Consider the following 24725-nt stretch of genomic DNA (forward strand, 5'->3'; position numbering starts at 1 on the left):
AAACCGCCGCACCCTTGCCCTATCTTCCGCCCTATCTTCGTTATTCGTTAGCGCACCAGCCTATCAATCCGCGAAACTCCCGCCTGCACCGGAATCCATGGTGTGCCGAAAAGGGAAAACAGGCGCGAAGGGATTCGCCGGCGCCTGGAAAATACGATCTCAATGCGCCTTCTCCGCGGTACCCACGCCCAAGACATTGTGCAGCAGGATCGCGATGACGAAACCGAGCGCGAGGCCTGCCAGCGCCGACAGGCCTGCATACGTCGTCCAGCCGAGAATGCCGGACATCTCCCCGGTCGCCGCCTCGACCGTGTGTTGCAAGCCATGCGCCCAGTCTGAAGGTCCGTGGATACCCAGTTCGTGGAGGCCGTGGAGGATGATCCCGCCGCCTACCCACAGCATGGCGATGGTCCCGATGAAGGAGAGGAAGGTCAGCAGGTAAGGAACCGAGTTCACGAGGAAGCGGCCGAACGCCTGCGCAAATTGTGAGGATTTCTCCCTGAGATGCAGGCCGATATCGTCGAGCTTCACGATCAGGGCAACCGAACCATAGACCACCACCGTTACCGCAATCCCGACGATCGCCAGCACGCCGGCGCGCACCACGAAATCTTCCGATGCGACCTCGTTCAGCGTAATCGCCATGATCTCCGCCGACAGGATCAGGTCGGTCCGGATCGCACCGTTTATGCGCTTCATTTCGAACGCCACCGGATCGTCGATCACATCGTCGACCGTTTGGCCGTGCTTTTGCCCGCCGAGCTTTTCCATCACCTTCTCGGCGCCCTCGTAGGACAAATACGCCCCGCCCAGCATGAGGATGAAGATGATCGCGCTCGGCAGCAGCCAGCTCAGCAATAGAGCGCCGGGCAGCAGGATGATGAGCTTGTTCTTGAAGCTACCCTTGGTGATGCTCCAAATGATCGGCAACTCTCGCGCCGGGCTGAGGCCCGTCACGTAGCTCGGTGTCACCGCCGCATCGTCGATCACCACTCCGGCCGTCTTCGAACCTGCCTTGCCGGCCGCAACGGTGATATCGTCGACCGAGGCCGCCGCTGCACGCGCAATGATCGATACGTCGTCGAGCAGGGCTACAAGTCCACCGGGCACGCGTTACTCCTCCAGCTAAAGCGAGCGCATTGCCCGCGAGCGGCAGCCAATTCAAGCTGGTTGAATTTTGCAGGAAGATTCACCTTGCATCGATGCACCCAGGCCGGATGAGACCAATCCAGAGCGTGCCACCGATGCAGCGACGATTGTGCCGTCCGTGAAATTGAACCCGAGGCCTTGAATCGCATCGCGTATCTTGTTGCAGAATTTGCCGAAATCCTTTTCCTGATTGTTGCCGTCTTCGAGGCTGGAAACGGTCTCGGTCCACCAATCTCTGGCTTGCAGATATGCCGCAACGTCGCCTTGGTCGCCTATCTGATCGACAAGCTTGAACTGCAGGACGTTCGACGGATTGGCCGTGGCACCCTCGAATGCGCCGGCCCAGTCGCAAGAAGAACTGCAGTCGGATTCCACGAACATCGATGCCCGGGGCTGAGCGACCGAAAGGGTCCAGCGGCCCACCGTTCGATCATATTCCATCTCGTTCAGTTCCCGATATGGCGCGTAAACCGTAATCCTGTATGAGTTTGTCGTTCTCATATTGAGGTCGAAGGTCTTTCCCTCGGCCATCGACGTTCCGAAAAGCTTGTTGACCTGCCCGTCGATCTTATCGGCCACCGACCGGCTGGAATCTGCGGTCAGTGTAGTGACGACGCTGGACGATGGGGCGACTGCCTTGAGGAGATTTCGTACGACGCCGAGCGTATTGGCTGAAATCTCCGTACTGGTGGTCTCGGTCATGTTCGCATCGAACACGAAGCTTACGATGCCGGCGGATGCTTCGCTACCAACCAGAAAGTACGGGAAGGCCAGAATGTCGCCGCTGACCTTTCGTTCGAAACTCTCCCCGATTTTGCGCGAGCTCTCATAATCACGCCCATAGATCGGAATCGTATCCGAAAATCGCCCCGTTTGTGCCTTGAGGACGGCCGCATAACTGTATTTCTTGCCGGCTGCCAAACGCCAGAATGCCGAACGCTTACCGTATCCGAGCGTTTTCAGCGCCTCGGGGTCCGCCTCGATTACGAGACGAGTGTACGCGTTGTCGGGTATAGACTGACCGCCAGTTGCCAGCTTTTCGATACGGAAACTATCGGTGGATTGGACGATGGTCGTCCCATCCTGCGCTTCCGGTGGCGTCTGGGCGACAGCGGAATGAGCGAACAAGACCGCGAAACTGCCGAATACTGCCGACCATGAGTGAAACTTTTTCATACCCCCTACCTCCACCCCCTTCATCATCAACGATAAGTGCGATTGATTGTATGTTTCGGTCACCTCGCGACCCAATGCAGAGGCTTGCATTCCGCGCCAATCCCGCTATGTGCGCGCATCCCTCGGGTCCGCCCCGGGGGATTCGAAGAAAGCCGGAGGGGCCCCGCAATCCCGCGGATCAGCCAGCGATCGGCCGCTAAGTGAAAGGACAAGGGCATGGCTCTCTACGAGCATGTTTTCTTGGCGCGACAGGACCTGAGCCAGGCTCAGGTCGACCAGCTCGCCGCCACCGCCACCGAGATCGTCGAGAAGAATGAAGGCAAGGTCACCAAGACGGAGACCTGGGGCCTCAAGAACCTCGCCTACAAGATCGACCGCAACCGCAAGGCGCATTTCGTCATGCTCAACATCGAGGGCCCCGGTGCCGTCGTGGAAGAGCTCGAGCGCCAGACGCGCATCAACGAAGACGTCATCCGCTACATGACCATCCGTGTCGAAGAACACGAAGAAGGCCCCAGCGTGATGATGCGCAAGAACGAGCGCGATGCGAAGAAGCGCCGCGACCGTGAGGAGCGTAACTGATGGCCCGCCCGTTTTTCCGCCGCCGCAAGTCCTGCCCGTTCTCGGGCAAGAACGCCCCCAAGATCGACTACAAGGACGTCCGCCTCCTCCAGGGCTTCATGTCCGAACGTGGCAAGATCGTCCCCAGCCGCATCACCGCCGTCAGCGCGAAAAAGCAGCGCGAACTGGCCAAGGCCATCAAGCGTGCGCGCCACATCGGCCTGCTGCCGTACATCGTGAAGTAAGGGGAAAATCCATGGATATCATTCTCCTTCAGAGGATCGAAAAGCTCGGCTCGATCGGTGACGTCGTCACCGTGAAGGACGGCTATGCCCGCAACTTCCTGCTCCCGCAGAAGAAGGCCCTGCGCGCCAACGAAGCCAACAAGAAGGTCTTCGAAGCGAACCGCGAGCGCCTGGAAAAGGAAAACGCCGAGCGCCGCAGCGAAGCCGAAAAGGCCGGCGAGAAGGTCAATGGCGAAGAGATCGTCCTGATCCGCGCCTCGTCGAACACCGGCCAGCTCTACGGCTCGGTGAACGTGCGCGACATCGCCGCCTCGCTCAACGACAAGGGCCACGACATCGACAAGAAGCAGGTCATCATGGGTGACCCGATCAAGACGATCGGCATGCATGAAGTCCGCATCGACCTCCACCCCGAGGTTTCGGTGTCGATCAAGGCAAACGTCGCTCGCTCGGACGACGAAGCCGAACTGCAGAGCCAGGGCATCGACGTGATGGCGCAGATGTTCGAAGACGAACAGCGCGAGATCGAAGAGCAGGCCGAAGCCAACCGCGTCGACCCGACGCTCGAGCCCGGCGAAATTCCCGCCGACATGCTCGAAGACGGCGTCAGCACGCCCGAAGGTGTGAGCGAAACCGAAGCCAAGATCGAAGCGACCGCGCCCGACGGCGACGACGCCTGACCTTCGGCGACGAGAACATTCAGGGCGCGGCGGCTTCGGCCCCCGCGCCCTTTTTGTAAGAGACGCCCGCAATCCCTATCTGCGGGCGAGACGCAAAAGCGAAAACAACAAGAGGCAGGAGAAGCGCCCATGGAATCGATCGAACAGACGCTCGACCGAATCGAGACGATTTACGACGCGGCGGTGGAGCGGCTGCGCGAGGACGTCATCGCTTTCGGGCGCGAGCGCGAACTGCCCGCGCCCGAACGCCGCAGCGACGGAAGCTACGCCTATCCCGAATTGCGCCTGCGCTTTCGCGGCGGCGACCAGCCCGAGGATCGCAATCGTGCCTTCGGTCGGCTGAACGCGGCGGGTCTCTACACCACCACGGTCACGCGCCCTGCGCTGTTCCGCGATTACCTGCGCGAGCAGCTCGAACTGATTTCCGAAAATTACGAGGTCGAGTTCGAAGTGGGCTCCTCGCGGCAGGAGATCCCCTTTCCCTATGTCCTCGATGGAGAAGCGGGCGCCGAACTGGTCGGGGTCGATCCCAACCTGATCGCGCGGCATTTTCCCTCGACCGAGCTCGCCGATATCGGCGACGAATTGGCCGACGGCATCGTGCTTGAAGGTCCCGACGATGCGATCCCGCTGTCGCTTTTCGACGGCCTGCGCACCGATTTCAGCCTCGCGCGCCTGGCGCATTATACCGGCACGAGCACCGAGCATTTCCAGCGCTTCGTCCTTTTCACCAACTATCACCGCTACGTCGACGAATTCGTCGACTGGGCGGGTTCGCAGCTGGGATCGAACGGTTACACCGCACTCGCCGGCGCGGGCGGGCTTATGCTGACCGAGAAAACCGACAATGCGCGCGAGCAATTGTCCGACACGGCATGGCGGCGGCATCAGATGCCGGCCTACCATCTCGTCGGCCCCAACAAGGAAGGCATCACGCTGGTCAATATCGGCGTCGGCCCGTCCAACGCCAAGACCATCTGCGACCATCTTGCGGTACTGCGTCCCGAAGCCTGGTTGATGATCGGACATTGCGGCGGTCTGCGGCCAAGCCAGAAGATCGGCGATTACGTGCTCGCCCACGCCTATCTGCGCGACGACCATGTGCTCGACCCGGTCCTTCCGCCCGAAATCCCCCTTCCCGCCATCGCAGAAGTGCAGCAGGCACTGGCCGGTGCGGCGGAAGAGGTATCGGGCGAACACGGCGCGGACCTCAAGAAACGCATGCGCACCGGCACCGTGGTCACCACCGACGATCGCAACTGGGAGCTGCGTTATACCAATTCCGCACACCGCATGAGCCTCAGCCGTGCGGTCGGGGTGGACATGGAAAGCGCCACCATCGCCGGTCAGGGTTTCCGCTTCCGCGTGCCTTACGGCACGCTGCTGTGCGTTTCGGACAAGCCGCTGCATGGCGAGATCAAGCTGCCCGGCCAGGCCAACGCCTTTTACGAGCAGGCGATTGCCGCGCATCTCCAGATCGGTGTCACCGCCTGCCGCAGGCTGAAAGAGGAAGGCCCGCGCCTCCACAGCCGCAAGCTGCGCGCTTTCAACGAGCCGCCGTTCAGGTAAGCTAGTCCGTGACCGCGGCGAAGAACCCGTACCCTGACGTGTCGCGATTGCTTTGAGCGCAAGAAACGGGACGTCTGCCGACCCAATGCCTGACAATGCTGTTCGGACTGTCTGTGCGAACGGAGCAACCCGCATATGGAGCGTGCCAACAATCATTCCATGTCGGGCGCGGAATGGGCCCTGCTCGTTGGCCTTTCGGTGCTATGGGGCGGTTCGTTCTTTTTCATCGAAGTCGCGGTAAATGAGCTCCCGCCACTAACGATCGTCACTGCCAGGCTTGCCATCGCGGCGGCAACCCTGCTCGCGATCATGGCGTTTCGCGGGAATAAATTGCCATTACAACGCGAAGTCTGGCTGGCATTTCTCGCGATGGGCCTGCTCAACAACGTCGTTCCCTTCAGCCTGATCGTCTGGGGTCAGACCCATATTGCCAGTGGCGTGGCATCGATCCTGAACGCGACGACCCCACTCTTCACTGTGGTCCTGGCACATTTCCTGACCGCCGACGAAAGGCTGACCAGAGCCAGATTCATCGGGGTTTCGCTCGGATTTTGCGGCGTTGCCATCATGATCGGCATAGCGGTGTTCCGTTCGATCCAGATGGATGCGCTCGCCCAACTGGCTGTACTCGCCGCAGCGCTTTCCTACGCGCTGGCAGGCATATTCGGCCGGCGGTTCAAGGAAATGGGCGTCCAGCCCATGGCCACGGCAACCGGCCAGGTTACGATGTCCACGATCATACTGATGCCCGTTGCAATGATCGTCGATCGACCCTGGACTCTGGCCGTTCCATCCCCGTCCACAATCGCATCGCTTCTGGGCTTGGCTATCCTGTCGACGGCGATCGCCTATATTCTCTATTTCCGGATTCTCTCGACGGCGGGTGCCACCAACCTGCTATTGGTCACCTTCCTGATCCCGATCAGCGCGATCATACTCGGAGTGGTGGTGCTCGGCGAAACATTGGCCGCGAAGCATGTCGCGGGCATGGTTCTCGTCGGCCTCGGACTCGCGGCAATCGACGGCAGACCGATCGCCGCAATCCGCAGACGATTCAAGCGCCGGCGCTATCGCGATGGCAGCTTGCATGGAGGTGGAGGCTGACGAGACCGTCTCTCGAGCCGTAATCGCTTTCGCACGGCGGTCCGGCCCGCCCCAACTGCCCTCAGGGATGGCCGAACCGTGGCCGCGCGATAACGCCAACGGCATCCCTCATTGGATCGAATTCGACGCGCATCAGGGCGATCTGCGCATCGCGGTCAATCCCGATCCTACCCCTGCCCCTTCGTCTTCGTCTTGCCGTCCTTCGCGCTCTTCTCGATAAACTCGATGATCATTCCGGCGACGTCCTTCTCGGTCGCCTTCTCGATGCCCTCGAGGCCGGGTGAGGAGTTCACCTCCATAATCACCGGTCCGTGGTTGCTGCGCAGCATGTCGACGCCGCACACGTTGAGCCCCATACGCTTCGCCGCACGGACGGCTGTCGAACGTTCTTCGGGCGTGATCTTGATCAGCTGCGCGCTGCCGCCGCGGTGAAGGTTGCTGCGGAAATCGTCGGGCGCGCCGGTGCGCTTCATCGCTGCCACGACCTTGCCGCCGACCACCAGTGCACGGATATCGGTACCGCCGGCCTCCTTGATGAATTCCTGCACAAGGATATTGACGTTGGCCCCGCGGAAGGCCTCGATCACCGACTTGGCGCTGCTCATCGTTTCGGCCAGCACAACGCCGATGCCCTGTGTTCCCTCGAGCAACTTGATCACCACGGGTGGGCCATTGACCGCCTTGATGATTTCCTCGGCCGCTTTGGGATCGTTGGCATAGGCAGTCAGCGGCAGCCCCAACCCATGCTTGGCGAGGATCTGCATCGAACGCAGCTTGTCGCGGCTACGCCCGATCGCGACGCTCTCGTTGAGCGGCCAGCAGCCGCGCATTTCGAATTGCCGCAGGATCGCCAGGCCGTAATTGGTGATCGACGCGCCGATCCGCGGAATCACCGCGTCGTAACCGACACAGGGCTCGCCATTGTAGTAAACCTCGGGTCGGTGGCTGGCGATATGGACCGTGCAACGCGTGGTGTTGAGGATATCGAGCTGGTGTCCGCGCTCCTCCGCCGCCTGCTTGAGGCGCTGGTGCGAATAGAGATTGGCATTGCGCGCCAGCATCGCGATTTTCATGGTGTTCTCCTCAGGGCTTGTGCCCTTTCGTGGTCTTGCGTTCGGGCGTCTGCAGCCAGGAATAGCCGCTGTCGACTACGAATCGACGGCGCAGCGAGGATCGGCCGATCAGCATGGGAAAGCGCATGTCCCGGCGATCCGCGAGGCTGATTTCCGCGCGGAATTCGACGTCCCCGATCCTGAGCGGAGTCTTGATCACATAGCGTCGCTGCGTTTCCCCATTCGAGCTGGTGATACCGCGAATGTCGACATGCACCGCCTCGCAAACCTGGCGCACGTGCTGCTGTTCGAAATCCACCGCGAAGCGGACGAATTGCTCGCCATCGCGTTCGAATTCCTCGATCACCGTGCCATGAAGCGAAGACGTCCGCGCGCCGGTGTCGATCTTCGCCGGGACGTCGTGCAATCCCAGTTCGGGAAGGTGCACCAGCTCGCGCCAGCCGACCACCGGCAGATCCCTGCGTTGGGCGCTCATTCGATGATTGCAATCCCGTCGCCGCCACCGGTCCCCGGCAGGCGGCGCAGAACCTCACCGGTGTCGAAATCGACTTCGGCGATCGTATCGTTGCGCGTTTCGGCGACATAAATGCGTTCGCCATCGGGCGAGAAGAGGATCGTCACCTGCGCGCGCGCCGCGGCCTCCGACGGGCTCGACACGGCGATGCTGCGCACGACCTTGCCGGTGGCCGTGTCGATCACGGTCAAGCCGCCATCGGCGAGGTCGGATGTGACCGCATAGTCGCCCTGCGGGCGCAGCGTGATGCGCAGAGGGAACGCGCCGGTTTCGATCCTCTGGCGCACTTCGAGCGATTGCGGGTCGAGCATGAAAGCGGCGTTCGAACCGCGCGCCGACACCCAAAGGGTTTCGCCATCCTGCGACAGCCAGATGCCTTCGGGTTCTTCCCCGACCTCGACCGATTGCGGTGACCGGCGGGTCTTGAGGTCGATCAGCGTGACGGTGCGCGATCCTAGATCGGTGGTCCAGGCGTGCGTGCCGTCGGGAGCAACCGCGAGCATATGCGTCCCGCGTTGGCCCGATCCGTATTCGAAGGTCTCTGCCGCGCCCAGCGGGTCGCGGATCCAGAAGATCGATTGGCGCCCTTCGGCAGTCGCATAGAGATCGCCATTCGCATGCCACACGATGCCGTGCGGCCGCGCGTTCTCGCCGAGGTCGACGCTAGCAACCTTCGAAAGATCGGCAGTTTTGAAGATGTCGACGCTCGTGCCGCCGTAGCAGGCCAGCGCGACGTGGCTGTCATCGGGTGAAGTCGCCAATTCGTGTGGATTGGCACAGCTGTCGACGCTGACGACCTGCTGGCCCGTAGCAAGATCGACCTTCGACAGCGTGTTGCCGAACTTGCCCGCGACGAACAGGGCGCCCTCGACATCGCTCGCAATAGGCTGGGAGGCGGCATCCCCTTCCCCCGCCACGGGCGCACAGGCGACCGCGAGCGGAAGGACCAGGAGCGAGGCGAAGCGACTTACCACCCTTCCGTCTTACCCGCGTTTTGTTCATCGAGCCATGCCTTCAGCGGGGCGAAGTATTCGGCCATCGCCTTGCCGCTCATCTGACGCTCGCCGGTGAAGGCTTCGAGCGCGTCGGGCCAAGGTTTGCTGGCGCCCATTTCGAGCATCGCATTGAGGTTCTTGCCGACCTCTTCGTTGCCGTAGAACGAGCAGCGGTGCAGCGGGCCTTCCCAGCCGGCCTGGTCGCACGCGGCCTTGAAGAACTGGAACTGCAGGATGCGTGCGAGGAAATAGCGCGTGTAGGGCACGTTGCCCGGGATGTGGTACTTCGCGCCCGCATCGAATTTGGTCTCGTCGCGCTCGACCGGCGGCACGATGCCCTGGTATTCGAGGCGCAGGTCGTTCCAGCCCTTGTTCAAACCCTCTGCGGGAATGGTGCCGTCGAAGAGCTGCCAGCGATAGCGATCGACCATCAGGCCGAAGGGTAGGAATGCGACCTTGTCCATCGCTTCGCGCAGCAGCAGGCCGATGTCCTTGTCGGCGCTGGGCACTTGGGCCCGGTCGAGCATGTCGATCTGGACGAGGTACTCGGGGGTGATCGACAGCGAGATCATGTCGCCGATAGCCTCATGGAAGCCGTCGTTTGCGCCGTTGAGGTGCAGATAGTCCTGCTGGTTGTAGGCGCGCTGGTAGTAGTTGTGGCCGAGCTCGTGGTGGATGACCTTGAAGTCGTCCGCATTGCGCTTGATGCACATCTTGATGCGCAGGTCGTCGACATTGTCGACGTCCCAGGCGCTGGCATGGCAGACCACTTCGCGGTCGGCGGGCTTCACGAACTGGCTGCGCTGCCAGAACGTCTCGGGCAGCGGTTCGAATCCCAGCGAGGAGAAGAACTGCTCGCCCACGCGGACCATCTCGACCTCGTCGAGGTCCTTCTGCTCGATCAGTTCGGTGAGGTCGTAGCCGATATCGCCGGCACCCGCAGGCGCGACCAGCGGATAAATATTGCCCCATTCCTGCGCCCACATATTGCCGAGCAAATCGGCGCGGATCGGGCCGGTGGCGGCCTGCACCTCGTCGCCGTACTTCTCGTTGAGCTTGCCACGCACATAGGTGTGCAGCGCCATGTAGAGCGGCTTCACTTCCTGCCACATGCGCTCGGTCTCGGCGGCGAACTGGTAGGGCGACATGTCGTAATTCGAGCGCCACATCGCGCCCAGATCGTCGAAGCCCAGCTCCTTCGCGCCCTCGCCGGCGATGGCGATCATGCGCTGGTAATCCTCGCGCATCGGCGCGCCGACATTGTCGTGCCAGCTGGTCCACATTTCGGCTTTCTCGGCAGGCGTGCGGTCGAGGTTGCCCATTTCGGCCTCGATATCGCTGCCGTTGATCTCCTCGCCGTTGAGCGTGCCCTTGCCCTTGCCGTAGGCCGAGCCGAGCCGTGTGGCGATTTCGTTGAGCTCGGTCGCCGCACCATCGCGGACCGGCGCGGGCATGACGATGCCGTTGCGCAGGATGTCGAGCTTGCGCGCGACTTCTGGATCGAGCCCTGCAACCTGCGCATACTTCGCTGCTTCATTGGCGTATTTGACCGACTTCTCGGTCGCCTCGGCACCGTATTTGGCGGCGAGCTGGTCGCTATCGTGGATGATGTAAGTCGAATTGATCCACAGCACCCGGCCATATTCGACCGAGAAATCGAACATGTCCTTTTCGACCATCGCCACCCAGTCGGCCGCACCCTGCGGGGTCAACGGGTAGGCGCTGGCCATGTCAGTATCGGCAGCGTGATGATCGGCGAGCGCGGGCGTCGCGAGCGAAATTGCGAGCGCGGAAAGGGCGACGGATGCGAGTTTCATGGTTGTCCTCTCAGGGATTATTCTTGCGTGTAGTTTCACGTGCTACCGGATTGCACCTGCCGAGACGCTTAATCAAGCGGCAGGCGCGCCAAATCGACGAATGGCGAGCGCCATCAGCACCCCGCCGAAGGTCGCGATCCAGGCGAGAATCTTCACCGGGCGGACCGTGGCAGCGACTGCTGCCATCCAGTCCGAACCCTGTTCGCTGAGAAGCTGGACCACCTGAAGAATGGTTTCGGTGTAGTCTGTGACGAGAAAGATGATCGCCGAAATGGCGATCAATATGCCGAGCATCCTTGCCGAACCCCGCATCGCCATGAAGCTGCGGCCGGCGAGCCAGCTGCCCCAGCCATAGATGCCGATGAAAACCAGATCGCCGAGCATCGCAATAATGGCGAGCGTGCGTACGCCCCCTTCGCGCCACTGGTCCTGTATTTCGTCCACCCGCGCCGCGCTGCCCGCCGCCTGGTGTTTGGCAATGCCCAGCGTCACGCTTTCGGGATGCGTAACCGCCATGCTCAGCGGAATGACGATCACGAATGCCAGCAGGCCCCACAGCCACCAGCGCAGGTTCGGTTTCGGTTCTCTCATGTTTGCCCCCCAAGCCAACGTGCGATCGCCTGCCCCAGATCGGGCTTGGTCACGCTGCCCATATGCGTGCCGGGAACCTCGACGAAATCGGCGTTCGGCAGCAGGTCGGCGAGCTCCTCGGGCGAGCCATTGTCGCGATCCTCGTCGCCGCAGACCACCAGAGTGGGCATGGTGACGGCATCGAGCAGCGCAAGGTCGAGATCGGGCATGGTGTCGAGAAGCAGCCGCGCGGCAACCCGATCGACTCCCTGCGACTTGAGGAACTGCATCGAGAAATAGTCCGGATCGCCACGCGGGATCGCATCGAACTCGTCGATCACGCGCCGGAACTTGGCCGCACGGCGATGCCATTCGCCCAGCCCTGCAGTCCCCATCCCGCCCACGATCAGCCGCCGTGGCTCGAGCACGCCATGCGCGGTCGCATGAAGCGAAGTGCGCGCGCCTAGCGAAAAGCCGCCGAGATCGTATTCGTCGAGCCCGTAGTGATCCACCAGCGCTGCCACATCGCGTACCAGGACATTGGTGGGATATCTCTCAGGCTGGTGCGGAGCCTCGCTCTCGCCATGCACGCGAAAGTCGAGCATCAGTACCTCGAAGCCCTGCGCCGCGATCGCTTCGTGGTGGCCCCACTTGATCCAGTTCATCTGCGCGCTGGAGAATAGACCATGCAGCAAGACGAGCGTTCGCCCTTCGCCGTGCCGATGGACGGCGAGTTTCGTCCCGTCGAAACTCTCGAATTTTTCGGTCACCGGTCCGTTCATGCCATCCCCACGAATTCGATCCACTCCTCGGTGGTGTGCGGCTGTCCGTCCATGACCTTCGCATCCGCGGGCAGGCCGATCCACGGCTGTTTGCTCTTCACCCACAGATGCGCCGCGGGAACCAGCGACGCGCTGTCGTCGAGCGTGCCGCAGCGCAGGCTGGCGAAGCCCTCGCGAGCGTCGTTCACCGCATAGACTCGCGCCTTGCATGTCACACAGCCGAGGATGCGCGAATGGGCTCCGCTGGGCTGATCGTACTCGCCGGTGTCGAGTTCGCCCGAGATTTCGAGATCGGCGAGTGCAAAGAGCATATGCTCGCTGAAGGCCGTACCGGTTCGGCTCTGGCAGTCGGTGCAGTGGCAGGCATAGGGTTTGAGGCGAAAGCCCTCGTGCAAGGTATAGCGCACGGCGCCGCACAGGCAGCCGCCGGTCAGCTCGCCTTTCACCGCCTGGCGAGCCCGTTTTGCTCCATTCGCCATTGCGCCATCTCGATCCGATCCTGGCCGAAGAAGGGTTCGCCTTCGAATACCAGCGTGGGCACGCCCCAATGCCCGGCGGCTTCGAGCGCATCCTGGTTGGCCGCAATCTCGGCGTCGAGTTCCTTCCCCTGCGCCTCCACCTCGCCAACGACTTTCGCCGCATCGAGCCCGGCGGTAGTCAAAGCGTCCTCAAGATGGTCGCCCTCGTGCCAGTTCTCCTGTCCACCCCAGATGAGCCTGCCCGCCTCATGCGCGAAGACAAGGCCCTTGCCGCGCCTAGCAGCGGCCTGCCCCATGCGGGTGACGCGCCGGATATAGGGCTGTTCATCGGCAATCGCGCGGGTATCGGGGTCTTGCACGATCGGGTCGGGGCGCGGCGGACCGAAGGCGATCGAGTGGTATTGTGCCACGCGCATCATGTCGCGGATCGTATAGGCCATCCAGTTCGGATGGTTACGCTCGAAAAAATCGGGCTGGCGGATTGCGAGCGGATAGACGGGCCTTAGTGCGATATCGACATCGTATTCTTCGGCCAGCGCGCGGTAGCGCCCGACCGAAAGGAAGCTGTAAGGTGAGCGGAAGCTGAAATAGAGGTCTGCGGACAGGGTCATGCGGCCCTTATACGCGCGCAGCGCCTTAGCGGAAGAAGCAGCTTATCCCGGCCTGCAGCGCGGTCACACTCTCGCCATCTTCGGCAAAGCCGGTGATCGTCCCGTAATCGGCAGTCGTATACTCGAATTCGCCCTCCAGCGTGGTGTCAAGTTCGCGCACCCGCTTTTCGAGCTTGAGCCCTTCGAACGTGGTCGTACCGGGTTGCACGCCGTCGGAGGTCGCCACGCCCTCGCCTTCGCGCAGGAACCAGCCGCGAAGTTCGCCATCCATATAGGCGATCTGAAGCGGGCCGAACTGGCTGAAATCCATCGGACCCGCACCGCATTCCTCGTTGCGCGATTGTCCCGGCGCGATGGCGAGCGCTTCGCTGATGGCCGCGTCGACATCCGCGCGCGCCGCACCGAAACGGAAGGGCGCCGCTCCCGCCGGCCCCAGGCCATTGGCATCGACCAACACCTTTGCCTCCTCCACCGTATCTGCCGATGTTTCGATCGGCTCGGGTTCGGTCCGGGCTTCGCCGCAGGCGGCAAGAGCCAGCGGGAGGACGACGAGAAGGCTTTGTCGGATCATCCCTTCTTAAGGCACTCGCGCCCAAGCAGTTCCGCGATCTGCACCGCGTTGAGCGCCGCGCCCTTGCGCAAGTTGTCGCTGACGCACCACAGGGCAATGCCATTGTCGACCGTCGGGTCGTCGCGCACGCGGCTGATATAGGTCGCGCTGTCGCCCGCGCTTTCGACCGGGGTGACGTATCCCTCGTCCTCACGCTTGTCGATCAGCATGATGCCGGGCGCCTCGCGCAGGATTTCCTGCGCCTGCTCGGCCGACAGCTCGTTCTCGAACTCGATATTCACCGCTTCGGAATGGCCGACGAAGACCGGCACACGCACACAAGTGGCATTGAGCTTGATCTTGGGGTCGAGGATCTTCTTCGTCTCGACCACCATCTTCCACTCTTCCTTGGTCGAGCCGTCATCCATGAAGACATCGATATGCGGGATGACATTGAAGGCGATCTGCTTGGTGAACTTCACCGGCTCGATCGGGTCGCCGACGAAGATCGCGCGGCTCTGCTGAAACAGCTCGTCCATGCCCGCCTTCCCTGCGCCGGAGACCGACTGGTAGGTCGAAACCACCACGCGCTTGATGGTTGCCGCCTTGTGCAATGGCGCGAGTGCGACGACCAATTGCGCGGTCGAGCAGTTGGGATTGGCGATGATGTTGCGCTTGGCATAATCGTGGATTGCATCCGGGTTCACCTCGGGCACGATCAGCGGCACGTCGGGGTCCATGCGATAGAGCGAGCTGTTGTCGATCACCACGCAGCCGGCGGCCGCGGCCTTGGGCGCATACTCCTTCGCCGGGCCGCTGCCCGCTGCGAACAGCGCAATGTCCCAGCCCGACCAGTCGAAATGCTCGATATTCTTGCATTTGAGCATCTTGCCGGTGTCGCCGAATTCGACCTCGGTGCCATGCGAACGGCTGCTGGCAACCGCCGCCACCTCGTCGCAGGGAAACCCGCGCTCGGCGAGCACCTGCATCATTTCACGACCGACATTCCCGGTCGCGCCGACAACGGCAACACGATAACCCAATTCACCATCTCCACTTTGCGTGCGCGGCCGAGATAGCGATTACCCCCGCCCCCGCAAGCGCACATTCGATTGCGCGGCCTAAAGCGCTATTCGGGCGGCGTTACGCCGTGGGCCTCGAGAAAGCGGAAAACCGTGTTGTAGCGATGCGGCGAAATCTGCTCGCCCGAGACGCGGTGCGTATATCCGGGATAGAGCATCATCTCGAACGGCACATTGGCCTCCTGCATCGCCGAGATCACTTCGGTCGCATTCTCGAACACCACATTGTCGTCGGCCATGCCGTGAATGATCAGCAGCGGATCTGAGATTTTAGCGGCATCCGGAATGGCGGAGGCCTTCTCATACGCCTCTGCATTCTCTTGCGGTTTGCCCATGTAACGCTCGGTGTAATGGGTGTCGTACAGCTCCCACTTGGTTACCGGCGCACCGCTGATCCCGGCGGCGTAAAGGCCCGGATCGGCCTGCAGCTGCTTCAGGGTGATGTACCCGCCATAGGACCAGCCATCGATCGCGATCTTGTCGGGATCGACGAAGTCGAGCGTCTTGAGGAACTCGGCCCCCGTTTTCTGGTCGCGCACCTCGACCCCGCCCATGGCGCGGTAGAGCGGTTGCTCGAAGGCGACGCCGCGATTGGCGCTGCCGCGATTGTCGAGCGCGAACCAGATATAGCCCTTGTCGACGATCGCCTGCCGCAGCGCGCCGTTCCAGCCCTTGTTGACGACCTGCGGCCCCGGCCCGCTGTAGTGGTAGTAATAGACCGGGTAGCGCTTGCTCGGCTCCATCTCGGGCGTGACCATCTCCCAATAGAGCGGCGTGCCGTCCTCGGCAGGGATCGTCCCGTATTGCGTGGGCCGGTGGCTGGCCAGGAACGGCGCGTAAGGATGGTCCGCATCGAGCGCGTTTTCCTCGATCCAGGCCAGACGATTGCCCTGCTGGTCGGCGATATAGCTGTGCGGCGGGGTATCGTCGTTGGAGCGGGTGACGACGAGTGTCTGGCCCTTCGCATCCATCGTCGCGCTGTTGACGTAGTCCGTATCGGTCAGCCGCGTGATCGTACCCGGATCGGCCAGGTCGAGCGAATAGACCTGCTGCGCCAGCACATCGTCCTTCGTCCCCTGGAAGAACACCCGGCCCGCCTGCTGGTCGATGCCGACCAGCTTGGTCACCACCCACTCGCCACTGGTCAGCTGGGTCCAATTGCCCTCGGAATAGCGATAGAGATGGCCGAAGCCATCGCGCTCCGACCACCAGATCAGGCTGCCATCGTCGAGCCATTTGTAGTCGTCGCCGAGGTTGATCCAGTAATCGTCCATCGCGGCGCGTTCGGTGAACAGCACCTCGCTCTCGCCGGTGACAGGATCGACCTTGAGCATGTCGAGCACGGTCTGCTCGCGGTTCTGGCGCTGGACATAGAGCGCGCTGCCATCGGGCGCCCAGTCGACGCGGGCGAGGTAGATGTCGGTCTCCTCGCCGAGATCGACCTTCACGCGGTTCTCGCCATCGGGGTCCATCACAAACAGCTCGACCACCGCATTGGCGCTGCCCGCGACCGGATAACGCTGGTCGAAAACCTTGGTGCCGGTCGCGCCGATCGCGGCGCGAGTGACGATACCGACCATGCTCTCGTCGAAACGCTGAACGGCAATGCGCTGGTCGTTCGGCCCCCACCAGTATCCTGTAAGCCTTGCCATTTCCTCTTGGGCTACGAATTCGGCCTCGCCCCAACGGATCGCCTCGCCCTCCTTCGGCGTGATCGGCTGCGCCTCGCCACCGACTTCGCCGACCCACAGCTGGCGGTCGCGCACGAAGGAAACATAGCCGCCCTTGCTGCTCAGGGCCGGATTGAGTTCGCTCTCCTCGGTATCGGTGAGGCGCAGGACCTCGCCGCCCAATCGCGCGAGATAGAGATCGCCGTCGAGCGGGACGAGCACGCCGCTGCCATCCTCGGTCCACTGGTAATCGATGATACCCTTCAGGCTGCCGACGCGCGCGCGTTCGCGCTGCATCTTTTCGTCCTCCGACAATTCCCGGCCCGTACCCAGCGCTTCGCTGTCGACCAGCATCGTCCACTCGCTCGCCTCGCGGTCGTAGGCCCACAGATCGTACCGCTCGCGGTCGTCCTCGCGGTTGCGCAGCAAGGTGAGATAGCGACCGTCGGGCGACAGCTTGACTTTGCGCGGGGCAGGCCCGGTAAGGTCGGGCGAGGCGAATACGCGCTCGAAAGTCAGCTCCATGGGCGCGTTCTCCGTTTCCTGCGTGGGGTCTTGTGCGGCAAGCGGGGCGGCAAGGCATGTGCCGAGGACCAGTGCGGTCGCGAAAGTCAGGTGGCGCAACGATCTCTCCTTCATCGATGTGGTGGGTGATGGAGAAATGGGCGGGAGCGTGCAAGCCGCTGCATGGCTGCTTTGGGCAGATTCGCATTGCACGCACGTGTCGGGAATCCCGTCAACCTATCCACGCGCCTTTCCATGGCCTGATACGCAGCGACGGAGCGGGGCAGCGGGCGACACCGATTGCGGTCTTCACATGCGATACCCACGAAAAAGGGCGGCTTCCCGTTCGGGAGGCCGCCCTTCATTCTCCAGTGACGAGAAAACGGGTCTGGCTTACGCCTTGGGCGCGTTCTCGCGGCGCTCGGCGATGCGGGCGCGCTTACCGGTGCGGCCGCGCAGGTAGTAGAGCTTGGCGCGACGCACCACGCCGCGGCGGACCACGGTGATGCTGTCGACGATCGGCGAGTAAAGCGGGAACACGCGTTCCACGCCTTCACCGAAGGAGATTTTGCGCACGGTGAAGTTGCTGCCCATGCCGCGGTTCGAGCGGGCAATGACGACGCCTTCGAAATTCTGGACGCGTTCGCGGCTGCCTTCGACAACGCGGACGCCGACGCGCACGGTGTCACCGGCGCGGAATTCGGGAACGTCCTTCCCGAGGTTCTCGATAGCTTCTGCTTCGAGCTGCTGAATGAGGTTCATCGAACCATATCCTTAGTCTTTTCGCCGCGCGCCAGAGGCAGACTGGTCCCGAGCGTCACTGTAACGCTCCCAAAGGTCCGGCCTGCGTAACCGTGTGTCTTCCTCGCTCCTTGCCTTGCGCCAAGCAGCGATCTTCGCATGATCCCCCGATCGCAGCACTTCAGGGATCGTGCGCCCTTCCCATTCGGCAGGTCGGGTATATTGCGGATATTCGATGAGGCCATTTTCGTAGCTCTCTTCGACTCCGCTATCGGGCGCGCCCATTACTCCGGGAAGCAGGCGAATGCAAGCGTCGAGAATCGCCAGCGCGGCGGGCTCTCCGCCAGACAGGACGATGTCGGCCAGGCTGACCTGCTCGATCTGCGGGTAGGCCTCGAAAATGCGCTCGTCGAAGCCCTCGAACCGGCCGCACAGAATGGCGACGCCGGGCCCCTGTGCGATTTCGCGGATACGCGCCTGCGTGATCGGTTTCCCGCGCGGTGTCATCGCGAGGATGGGAATAGCCTCCCCCACCGGGGGAGGGGAACCATCCGCAGGATGGTGGAGGGGCACGGTCGGCTGCTCGGAACCGTTCTGATCAGGGGATAGTGCCTCTCCACCAGCTTCGCTGGTCCCCCTCCCCGTTCCGGGGAGGATGCTATCGAGCGCCCGCCCGAGCACATCGGGCTTAAGCACCATGCCCGCACCGCCGCCGGCCGGCGTATCGTCGACCGTGCGGTGCTTGTCCTTGGCGAAGTCGCGGATCTGGACCGTTTCGCACGACCAGTCCCCTCGCTCGAGCGCCCTACCTGCAAGCGAAACGCCAAGCGGCCCGGGAAACATCTCGGGATAGAGAGTTAGGATCGTAGCGGCGAAGGTCATCGGCCGCGCCCTTAGCGGGTCGGCGAGCGCAATTCCATCCCGGCGCGATCAGCGCGAAGTCAGGCGCTTCTCGCCGGTCTGCTGGCTCGGCACGAATTTCCCGACCACACTCGAGGTAAGAACCCCGAAAACGACCAATCCGCCCGCGGCAAACAGGTCCATCCCCTGCAAGGTCACGCTGTCCGCGCCTTCGAGACGCGCAGCGAGCACCGCGGCAAGCGGGGCTGCGCCCGAGAACAGGTGGCGCAGCTTCGGGCCGATGCTCGGCGAAACCTTCGCAACCGTGGCGCTGAGCCCCGCGGTCATCGCGCCATAGGCCGCGATCAGGAAAACTGCATTATCGATCATTCCACTCCACCCCATCCTTGGCCCGCGTGTCGACACGCAGCTCGAATACATCGGGTCGCGAGTAATGACCGTCGGTGTCGAGCGATGCCAAGCCTTCGTCTATCTCGGTAAGATCGAGCTCTGCGAACAGCGTTTCCTCGCCCTCGCCCGCCTCAGCGAGGATGCGCGCGTCGGGGGCGATAATGAGCGAGCCGCCGCGATTGAGGGTTTCCGCTTCGATGGCTTCCAGCAGTTCGCGCGCGGCAGCGTTGTCGCCCCCTCCGGCCCGCTCCAGCCCGTCGAAGAGGTCGTTCTTCGCCTGCACTAGTCCTGCTGCCAGCACGAAGCAGCGGCCCTCCATCGCATAGTGCCGCGAGGCGAGCGCGTATTCCTGACGCACGGTGGGCCAGGCGGCGACGTGCACGCTCTCGCCGAGGTTGTGCATTGCCGCGCGCGCCAGGGGCATCCAGTGTTCCCAGCAGATCAGCGAGCCGACCTTGCCCCATTCGGCCTGGTGGACGCCCAGCGTCGAGCCGTCGCCGCGCATCCAGACGAGCCGCTCGCCATGCGTGGGCACCAGCTTGCGGTGGTCGAGCACCGGCAGGCCGGGCCGGAAAGTCATCTGGTTGTTGTAGAGGCTCTGCCGCATCCGCTCATGCGCGCCGATGCTAATGACCGCGCCGCTTTCGTCGGCGAGTTCCTGCAGCGGCAGCAGCCGCTCGTCGTCCGCGACCACCGCCTGTTGAAGCAGGATGCGGTGCAGCGCCTTTGTGCCGGGGTGGTCCCACAAGGCCGCGCCGGGTGCCTCGTCGAGCCACAATGGATAGCCGCCGAGGAAGGTCTCGCCGAATGCGACGAGCTTTGCCCCGCCCTCCACCGCTTCGCGTGCCAAACGAACCGCCTTCTCGATCCCTTCGCCGATGGCGAGCGGAATGGGAGCGGCCTGCACGATGGCGACGGGAAGCTTGGTCATGGCCCGCTTGCTAACCCGGTGGGCACCGTATGGCCATCCCGCGCGTATCCCTGCCATGGATGTCGACGATTGCATCATCGTGGGCGCTGGCCCTGCCGGACTGACCGCCGCGATCTACCTTGCGCGCTACCATCTCGACATTCGCCTGTTCGATTGCGGGACCAGCCGGGCAAGCTGGATCCCGAAGAGCCACAACCACGCCGGGTTTCCCGATGGCATCAACGGCAACGAACTGCTCGAACGCATGCGCGAACAGGCGGCGAAATATGGCGCTCTGCGCGAGCCGAAACGCGTTACGGACCTCAGGCGCGACGGCGAGTCTTTCACGGTCTGCTGCGACAGGGAGGAATATCGGGCCCGCTCGGTCCTTCTGGCCACCGGCGTGGTCAACAACCGGCCCGAGGGTATCGAGGACCAGCTTCACGACGAGGCGGTAAGCCGAGGGCTGATCCGCTATTGCCCGATCTGCGACGGCTACGAAGTGACCGACAAGCGCGTGGCGGTCATCGGCACGGGCGAGCACGGCACGGCAGAGGCGCAATTCATCCGTGCCTATACGAAGGACCTGACGCTGGTCTCACCAGGCGGCGATCACGATTTGTCGGAAGAATGTTCGACTGTGCTCGGCGACGCGGGAATTGCCCGCGTGGCGGGGCCCTGCGGCGGCTATGCAATCGAGAACGGGCAGATTGCGTTCGACACTGCCGAGGGACGTCTGGCGTTCGACAGCGTCTATCCCGCGCTGGGGTCGGTGGTGCGCTCGGGACTGGCCGTAAAATGCGGCGCCAAGGTGAGCGAGAAGGACTGCATCATCGTCGACGACCATCTCGAGACCAGCGTCCCCGGCCTATTCGCCGCGGGCGACGTCGTGCTCGGGCTCGACCAGATCAGCCATGCGATGGGCCAGGCGGGCGTGGCGGCGACGACCATCCGCAACCACCTGTCGGAAAAGGCACCCCTTCGGCGCTAATCCACGAAATCGGCACTGACGATCAGGCGCGTGTCATCCCATTCGGGAACGGCCTGACTGGTCAACGGCACCATGAATTTCCTGCCGTCGGGCTTTTCGATTTCGACGATGTCGGTCGCCCCGAAATTCTCGATCGCGCAAACCCGACCGACCGTGTCGCCCTTGTCGGTGACCACCGCGAGATCGACAAGGTCTGAGAAGTAGAATTCGCCCTCGTCCAGCGCGGGCAAGGCGTCGCGCGAGACGGAAAGGGCGGTGCCGCGCAGCAGCTCGGCCGCGGTGCGATCGGTCACCTCGGCAAAGCGCGCGATGGCACCGCCCTTGTTGTCGCTGCGGATTTTTGTGAGGGTCAGCGCACCCTCGTTGAAGCTTTTATGCGGCTTGAGCGCGTCGACGCCCTCGCCGAACAGCTTCAGCCGAACCTCGCCCGTCACGCCATGCGCGCCGGTGACGGCAGCCAGCGTGACGGGTTTGTCCGACATGGGCGCGATTACTCGCCCTTGTCTTCCGAAGCGTCTTCCGAAGCGGTTTCGGCGGCTTCTTCAGCCGGAGCCTCTTCAGAAGCAGCTTCTTCCGCCGGAGCCTTGGCTTCTTCCTCGGCAGCCTTCTTGGCTTCCTCGGCTTCAGCGATCTTGGCGGCCTTCTCCTCGGCGCGTTCCTTGGCGGCTTCACCCGGCTCGCCCTTCTTCGGGTTGTTCTTCGGCGCGCGCTCGAGGATGCCGGCGGCATCGAGGAAGCGGTGGACGCGGTCCGACGGCGTTGCGCCGACCGACAGCCAATGACGCGCGCGGTCTTCGTTGAGCTTCACGCGCTCACCCGAATCCTTCGGCAGCATCGGGTTGTAGGTGCCGATCTGCTCGAGATACTTGCCGTCGCGCGCAGCGCGCGAGTCGGCGACGACGATGCGGTAGTATGGGCGCTTCTTGGCACCACCACGGGAAAGACGGATTGCAACTGCCATTTGGTATTACCTTTCGAATGTAAACGTCTGAAATTTATTTCTTCTTAAGGAGGTCCTGAAGGTCGGGCGGGAGCGTGCCGGGGTCCACGCCGGGGCCCTTGCCGCCGCCCATTCCGGGAAGGCCGCCCGATGCGCCGCCGGGACCGCCGAGGCCGGGCATTGCAGCCCCCATGCCTCCGCCGCCGAACAGCGCGCCGAGGCCCTTAAGCCCGCCCATTTTCTTGATCTGCTTCATCGCGCGGGACATTTCCTGGTGCATCTTCAGCACCTTGTTAACGTCCTGCACCTGCGTGCCCGAACCGGCGGCCACGCGCTTCTTGCGCTTGGCGTTGAGCAGTTTGGGCTGCTTGCGCTCCTTGGGCGTCATCGAACCGATGATCGCATCCATGTGGACGAGCACCTTGTCGTCCATGTTCGAGGCCGCCATGGCCTGCTTGGCCTTCTTCATGCCCGGAAGCATGCCTGCCAGCATGCCAAGTCCGCCCATGTTCTGCATCTGCTTCAATTGCATGCGCAGGTCTTCGAGGTCGAATTCGCCCTTCGCCATCTTCTTGGCGAGCGCTTCCGCCTCGTCCTGCTTGATGGTTTCGGCGGCCTTTTCGACCAGCGACACGACATCGCCCATGCCGAGGATTCGGCCGGCCACGCGCTTGGGATCGAAAGCCTCGATCGCGTCGAGTTTTTCACCCGTACCCGCGAATTTGATCGGTTTGCCGGTGACATAGCGCATCGAGAGCGCCGCACCGCCGCGCGCATCGCCGTCCATGCGGGTGAGCACCACGCCGGTCAGCGGCACTTCGCCGGTAAAGCTCTGCGCCACGTTGACCGCGTCCTGACCGGTCAGGCTGTCGACCACCAGCAGCACCTCGGTGGGTGCGGAGACGCTGGCGATCGCCTTCATCTCGGCCATCAACGCCTCGTCGACGTGGAGGCGGCCCGCAGTATCGAGCAGCAGCACGTCGGCGGCCTGAAGCTTGGCGCTTTCCATCGCGCGGCGGGCAATGTCGACCGGCTGCTGGCCTTCGATGATCGGCAGCGTCGCGACATCGACCTGTTCGCCCAGTACCCTGAGCTGTTCCTGCGCGGCGGGCCGATTGACATCGAGCGAAGCCATCATGGCCTTCTTGCCGTGCTTTTCGCGGATCAGCTTGCCGAGCTTGGCAGTGGTGGTCGTCTTACCCGAGCCCTGCAGGCCGACCATCATGATCACAACCGGGGGCTTGGCGGCGAAATTCAGCTCGCGGTCGGCAGGATCGGCATCCTCGCCTCCGCCCAGCATGGCGGTGAGTTCGTCGTCGACGATCTTGACGACCTGCTGGCCGGGCGTGACCGACTTGAGAACTTCCGAACCGATCGCCTTTTCGGTGACCGCGTCGATGAAGCGGCGCACGACGGGCAGCGCGACATCGGCTTCGAGCAGCGCGATGCGAATTTCGCGCATCGCCTCGCGCACGTCGTTTTCCGACAGCGCGCCACGCCCTTTCAGGCGGTCGAAGACATTACCGAGGCGGTCGGACAGATTGTCGAACATGACTGCCTAAACTCCTTATCGAACCATGACCGGCCCGAGCTCTTGTTTGGTCGCTTCCCGAACCGAAAAAGTGGGAGCCACTTTTTCTGGGAAACTCCCGGAAACGCAAAAATCGCCGGCGGACGAGAACTCGTCGGCCAGCGTGGGGAATTCCCCGATGAAACCCAAACTCATGCCCGGGTGTGGTGGAAGCAAGCCGCAGCCGTCGCCACGACCTGCTACCATCAAATCCGGTCTGCGGACTTGCCGGATGTCGGTTCAGGCCGGAAGCGAAAATGATGGATCGGGAGAACCGGAGCGCAGCGGACTAAAGGTCCGTGAGCACCGGAAGCGCACCGAGCCGTCATTTGCAGCCCGGTCTGGGCCGTCAGACGGTAAGTCCGGAAATGGTGGAGCCTAGCGGGATCGAACCGCTGACCTCTACAATGCCATTGTAGCGCTCTCCCAGCTGAGCTAAGGCCCCGAGCCATTTCCTGCGACGCGTCCTGGGAGGCGCGTCACCCTTGCGGGAGGCGCCCAATATAAGGGGCCTCCATTCTTTGCAAGAATGTTTTTCAGTTTTTCGCACCCACATCCGTGGGCGCGTCCTCGGCGCTATCCCTCCGCTACGCTACGGGCGCCTGCGGGCGGGCGGTCGCCCTTGCCGGGCCTCCGCCGGCCCGGTTCCTGGTCACGGCAGTCAAAGGCCAACCGGCCGCCCGTAGCGTGCGCAGCTATGCTGCGCGTCTAGCGAGGACGAACCCGCGGAGGCGGGTTCGCAAATCAGGACTCATCGGCGTCGTCGTCGTCGCCCTTCGATTTCGTCTCGACGCCGAGGTCGTCGTCGCCGCCCAGATCGACTTCATTGTCGGGCGAATCGTCGTCCTCGTCGATGTCGATGTCCAGATCGTCATCGTCGTCGTCGCCGCCCAGATCGCTGTCGGCTTCGCCCTTCTTGTCCTTCTTCTCTTCCTCGGCGAGGATCGGCTGTTTCGACTTGAGCACGGGTTCCGGCGTCCATTCTTCGCCGCATTCGATGCAGGTGACGGGATCGTCCTTGTTCAGATCGTAGAAGCGGGTGCCGCAGTTCGGGCAGGTCCGCTTGGTGCCCCATTCAGGTTTGACCATGTGTAATCCTTAGAGTCTGCCGCCCCCGGCGTAGCGCCGCGGGGTCGTGAATTCGTAATTGTCTTGATGGGTTCCCGCTGGGCAGGAATCAACAGCGCGCGC

Annotated in this window: 27 protein-coding genes, 1 tRNA gene and 1 pseudogene; 6 read left to right on the top strand and 23 right to left on the bottom strand. The window is 62.9% G+C overall.

Features of this window, described 5'->3' with window-relative positions:
• Positions 1-159: 159 nt before the first annotated feature.
• Together ASS64_RS03125 and ASS64_RS03130 are read right to left on the bottom strand one after the other, a co-directional pair.
• The gene (locus tag ASS64_RS03125; protein WP_067689684.1) at positions 160-1110 is read right to left on the bottom strand and encodes a DUF808 domain-containing protein; all 951 of its coding nucleotides are present in this window, start codon (positions 1108-1110) and stop codon (positions 160-162) included.
• A 51-nt stretch (positions 1111-1161) separates the two neighbouring features.
• Positions 1162-2388, bottom strand: a complete 1227-nt coding sequence (locus ASS64_RS03130) for a hypothetical protein (protein ID WP_198147618.1) — start codon at positions 2386-2388, stop codon at positions 1162-1164.
• Between the two features lie 153 nt (positions 2389-2541).
• Between ASS64_RS03130 and rpsF the strand changes: the two genes are divergently transcribed.
• From rpsF to ASS64_RS03155, 5 genes and pseudogenes are all read left to right on the top strand, one after another.
• Entirely contained in the window at positions 2542-2907 is a 366-nt protein-coding gene (gene rpsF / locus ASS64_RS03135; protein WP_050601122.1) for a 30S ribosomal protein S6, read from the top strand.
• Complete coding sequence (gene rpsR, locus ASS64_RS03140) at positions 2907-3131, top strand: 30S ribosomal protein S18 (RefSeq protein ID WP_067468986.1); 225 nt, start codon at positions 2907-2909, stop codon at positions 3129-3131. The genes rpsF and rpsR overlap by 1 nt, the downstream gene beginning before the upstream one ends.
• 11 nt (positions 3132-3142) lie before the next feature.
• On the top strand, positions 3143-3811 hold the full coding sequence (rplI, locus tag ASS64_RS03145; protein ID WP_067689690.1) for a 50S ribosomal protein L9: 669 nt from the start codon (positions 3143-3145) through the stop codon (positions 3809-3811).
• Between the two features lie 114 nt (positions 3812-3925).
• Positions 3926-5380, top strand: a pseudogene (locus tag ASS64_RS03150) (AMP nucleosidase); the annotation flags it as partial.
• 135 nt (positions 5381-5515) lie between these two features.
• Complete coding sequence (locus ASS64_RS03155) at positions 5516-6484, top strand: DMT family transporter (RefSeq protein ID WP_067689696.1); 969 nt, start codon at positions 5516-5518, stop codon at positions 6482-6484.
• Positions 6485-6651: 167 nt separating this feature from the next.
• On the opposite strand, the gene rimK is transcribed toward ASS64_RS03155, so the two are convergent.
• The 15 genes from rimK to ASS64_RS03230 form a co-directional block, all read right to left on the bottom strand.
• On the bottom strand, positions 6652-7557 hold the full coding sequence (gene rimK, locus ASS64_RS03160) for a 30S ribosomal protein S6--L-glutamate ligase (protein ID WP_067689698.1): 906 nt from the start codon (positions 7555-7557) through the stop codon (positions 6652-6654).
• Positions 7558-7567: 10 nt separating this feature from the next.
• Positions 7568-8032, bottom strand: coding sequence for a RimK/LysX family protein (locus ASS64_RS03165; protein ID WP_067689701.1), 465 nt, complete (start codon positions 8030-8032; stop codon positions 7568-7570).
• Positions 8029-9045 carry a YncE family protein gene (locus tag ASS64_RS03170; protein WP_067689704.1) on the bottom strand — a complete coding sequence of 339 codons (1017 nt, stop codon included), beginning with the start codon at positions 9043-9045 and terminating at the stop codon, positions 8029-8031. The genes ASS64_RS03165 and ASS64_RS03170 overlap by 4 nt, the downstream gene beginning before the upstream one ends.
• Positions 9039-10883 carry a M2 family metallopeptidase gene (locus tag ASS64_RS03175; RefSeq protein WP_067689707.1) on the bottom strand — a complete coding sequence of 615 codons (1845 nt, stop codon included), beginning with the start codon at positions 10881-10883 and terminating at the stop codon, positions 9039-9041. Before ASS64_RS03175 ends, ASS64_RS03170 begins: the two co-directional genes overlap by 7 nt.
• Positions 10884-10955: 72 nt before the next feature.
• Positions 10956-11474 (bottom strand): hypothetical protein, encoded by a 519-nt coding sequence (locus tag ASS64_RS03180; protein ID WP_067689709.1) that lies wholly within the window; start codon positions 11472-11474, stop codon positions 10956-10958.
• Complete coding sequence (locus ASS64_RS03185) at positions 11471-12235, bottom strand: alpha/beta fold hydrolase (protein ID WP_067689712.1); 765 nt, start codon at positions 12233-12235, stop codon at positions 11471-11473. Before ASS64_RS03185 ends, ASS64_RS03180 begins: the two co-directional genes overlap by 4 nt.
• Positions 12232-12714, bottom strand: coding sequence for a GFA family protein (locus ASS64_RS03190; protein WP_083508133.1), 483 nt, complete (start codon positions 12712-12714; stop codon positions 12232-12234). Before ASS64_RS03190 ends, ASS64_RS03185 begins: the two co-directional genes overlap by 4 nt.
• Positions 12678-13325: a 2-hydroxychromene-2-carboxylate isomerase gene (locus ASS64_RS03195; RefSeq protein ID WP_067689717.1), complete on the bottom strand. Its 648-nt coding sequence runs from the start codon at positions 13323-13325 to the stop codon at positions 12678-12680. Before ASS64_RS03195 ends, ASS64_RS03190 begins: the two co-directional genes overlap by 37 nt.
• Before the next feature lie 25 nt (positions 13326-13350).
• Positions 13351-13896 (bottom strand): hypothetical protein, encoded by a 546-nt coding sequence (locus tag ASS64_RS03200; RefSeq protein WP_067689721.1) that lies wholly within the window; start codon positions 13894-13896, stop codon positions 13351-13353.
• A complete protein-coding gene (locus ASS64_RS03205; RefSeq protein ID WP_067689724.1) occupies positions 13893-14918 on the bottom strand; it encodes an aspartate-semialdehyde dehydrogenase in 1026 nt (341 codons plus the stop codon). Before ASS64_RS03205 ends, ASS64_RS03200 begins: the two co-directional genes overlap by 4 nt.
• Positions 14919-15004: 86 nt before the next feature.
• On the bottom strand, positions 15005-17251 hold the full coding sequence (locus ASS64_RS03210; protein WP_067690378.1) for a S9 family peptidase: 2247 nt from the start codon (positions 17249-17251) through the stop codon (positions 15005-15007).
• Between the two features lie 273 nt (positions 17252-17524).
• Positions 17525-17893, bottom strand: coding sequence for a 50S ribosomal protein L19 (gene rplS, locus ASS64_RS03215; RefSeq protein ID WP_067689727.1), 369 nt, complete (start codon positions 17891-17893; stop codon positions 17525-17527).
• A 12-nt stretch (positions 17894-17905) separates the two neighbouring features.
• Positions 17906-18754 (bottom strand): tRNA (guanosine(37)-N1)-methyltransferase TrmD, encoded by an 849-nt coding sequence (trmD, locus tag ASS64_RS03220; RefSeq protein WP_067689730.1) that lies wholly within the window; start codon positions 18752-18754, stop codon positions 17906-17908.
• A gap of 48 nt (positions 18755-18802) precedes the next feature.
• Complete coding sequence (locus ASS64_RS03225; RefSeq protein ID WP_067689733.1) at positions 18803-19102, bottom strand: hypothetical protein; 300 nt, start codon at positions 19100-19102, stop codon at positions 18803-18805.
• Positions 19092-20054 carry a carbon-nitrogen hydrolase family protein gene (locus tag ASS64_RS03230; protein WP_067689736.1) on the bottom strand — a complete coding sequence of 321 codons (963 nt, stop codon included), beginning with the start codon at positions 20052-20054 and terminating at the stop codon, positions 19092-19094. The genes ASS64_RS03225 and ASS64_RS03230 overlap by 11 nt, the downstream gene beginning before the upstream one ends.
• Positions 20055-20109: 55 nt before the next feature.
• Here ASS64_RS03230 and ASS64_RS03235 point away from each other — a divergent pair, with 55 nt between their 5' ends.
• On the top strand, positions 20110-21024 hold the full coding sequence (locus ASS64_RS03235; protein WP_067689739.1) for an NAD(P)/FAD-dependent oxidoreductase: 915 nt from the start codon (positions 20110-20112) through the stop codon (positions 21022-21024).
• On the opposite strand, the gene rimM is transcribed toward ASS64_RS03235, so the two are convergent.
• From rimM to ASS64_RS03260, 6 genes are all read right to left on the bottom strand, one after another.
• Positions 21021-21506: a ribosome maturation factor RimM gene (gene rimM / locus ASS64_RS03240; RefSeq protein WP_067689742.1), complete on the bottom strand. Its 486-nt coding sequence runs from the start codon at positions 21504-21506 to the stop codon at positions 21021-21023. The genes ASS64_RS03235 and rimM overlap by 4 nt on opposite strands.
• 8 nt (positions 21507-21514) lie before the next feature.
• A complete protein-coding gene (gene rpsP / locus ASS64_RS03245; protein ID WP_067689745.1) occupies positions 21515-21985 on the bottom strand; it encodes a 30S ribosomal protein S16 in 471 nt (156 codons plus the stop codon).
• A 34-nt stretch (positions 21986-22019) separates the two neighbouring features.
• Positions 22020-23516, bottom strand: a complete 1497-nt coding sequence (gene ffh / locus ASS64_RS03250; RefSeq protein WP_067689748.1) for a signal recognition particle protein — start codon at positions 23514-23516, stop codon at positions 22020-22022.
• Between the two features lie 15 nt (positions 23517-23531).
• The gene (locus ASS64_RS16605; protein ID WP_157075058.1) at positions 23532-23690 is read right to left on the bottom strand and encodes a hypothetical protein; all 159 of its coding nucleotides are present in this window, start codon (positions 23688-23690) and stop codon (positions 23532-23534) included.
• 213 nt (positions 23691-23903) lie between these two features.
• Positions 23904-23979: transfer RNA gene (locus ASS64_RS03255), tRNA-Ala, on the bottom strand.
• 299 nt (positions 23980-24278) lie between these two features.
• Complete coding sequence (locus ASS64_RS03260; RefSeq protein WP_067689751.1) at positions 24279-24623, bottom strand: TIGR02300 family protein; 345 nt, start codon at positions 24621-24623, stop codon at positions 24279-24281.
• Positions 24624-24725: the final 102 nt, after the last annotated feature.

This window comes from Erythrobacter sp. AP23 (assembly GCF_001542855.1).
Lineage (GTDB): Bacteria > Pseudomonadota > Alphaproteobacteria > Sphingomonadales > Sphingomonadaceae > Qipengyuania.

Coding starts and splice junctions, on each gene's coding strand:
- rplI (WP_067689690.1), top strand. CDS start 3,143: ATGGATATCATTCTCCTTCAGAGGATCGAAAAGCTCGGCTCGATCGGT.
- trmD (WP_067689730.1), bottom strand. CDS start 18,754: ATGACCTTCGCCGCTACGATCCTAACTCTCTATCCCGAGATGTTTCCC.
- ASS64_RS03200 (WP_067689721.1), bottom strand. CDS start 13,896: ATGATCCGACAAAGCCTTCTCGTCGTCCTCCCGCTGGCTCTTGCCGCC.
- rplS (WP_067689727.1), bottom strand. CDS start 17,893: ATGAACCTCATTCAGCAGCTCGAAGCAGAAGCTATCGAGAACCTCGGG.
- ASS64_RS03190 (WP_083508133.1), bottom strand. CDS start 12,714: ATGGCGAATGGAGCAAAACGGGCTCGCCAGGCGGTGAAAGGCGAGCTG.
- ASS64_RS03165 (WP_067689701.1), bottom strand. CDS start 8,032: ATGAGCGCCCAACGCAGGGATCTGCCGGTGGTCGGCTGGCGCGAGCTG.
- ASS64_RS03175 (WP_067689707.1), bottom strand. CDS start 10,883: ATGAAACTCGCATCCGTCGCCCTTTCCGCGCTCGCAATTTCGCTCGCG.
- ASS64_RS03180 (WP_067689709.1), bottom strand. CDS start 11,474: ATGAGAGAACCGAAACCGAACCTGCGCTGGTGGCTGTGGGGCCTGCTG.
- rpsF (WP_050601122.1), top strand. CDS start 2,542: ATGGCTCTCTACGAGCATGTTTTCTTGGCGCGACAGGACCTGAGCCAG.
- ASS64_RS03230 (WP_067689736.1), bottom strand. CDS start 20,054: ATGACCAAGCTTCCCGTCGCCATCGTGCAGGCCGCTCCCATTCCGCTC.
- rpsR (WP_067468986.1), top strand. CDS start 2,907: ATGGCCCGCCCGTTTTTCCGCCGCCGCAAGTCCTGCCCGTTCTCGGGC.
- ASS64_RS03185 (WP_067689712.1), bottom strand. CDS start 12,235: ATGAACGGACCGGTGACCGAAAAATTCGAGAGTTTCGACGGGACGAAA.
- rimK (WP_067689698.1), bottom strand. CDS start 7,557: ATGAAAATCGCGATGCTGGCGCGCAATGCCAATCTCTATTCGCACCAG.
- ASS64_RS03155 (WP_067689696.1), top strand. CDS start 5,516: ATGGAGCGTGCCAACAATCATTCCATGTCGGGCGCGGAATGGGCCCTG.
- ASS64_RS03260 (WP_067689751.1), bottom strand. CDS start 24,623: ATGGTCAAACCTGAATGGGGCACCAAGCGGACCTGCCCGAACTGCGGC.
- ASS64_RS16605 (WP_157075058.1), bottom strand. CDS start 23,690: ATGAGTTTGGGTTTCATCGGGGAATTCCCCACGCTGGCCGACGAGTTC.
- rimM (WP_067689742.1), bottom strand. CDS start 21,506: ATGTCGGACAAACCCGTCACGCTGGCTGCCGTCACCGGCGCGCATGGC.
- ASS64_RS03235 (WP_067689739.1), top strand. CDS start 20,110: ATGGATGTCGACGATTGCATCATCGTGGGCGCTGGCCCTGCCGGACTG.
- ASS64_RS03195 (WP_067689717.1), bottom strand. CDS start 13,325: ATGACCCTGTCCGCAGACCTCTATTTCAGCTTCCGCTCACCTTACAGC.
- ASS64_RS03225 (WP_067689733.1), bottom strand. CDS start 19,102: ATGATCGATAATGCAGTTTTCCTGATCGCGGCCTATGGCGCGATGACC.
- ffh (WP_067689748.1), bottom strand. CDS start 23,516: ATGTTCGACAATCTGTCCGACCGCCTCGGTAATGTCTTCGACCGCCTG.
- rpsP (WP_067689745.1), bottom strand. CDS start 21,985: ATGGCAGTTGCAATCCGTCTTTCCCGTGGTGGTGCCAAGAAGCGCCCA.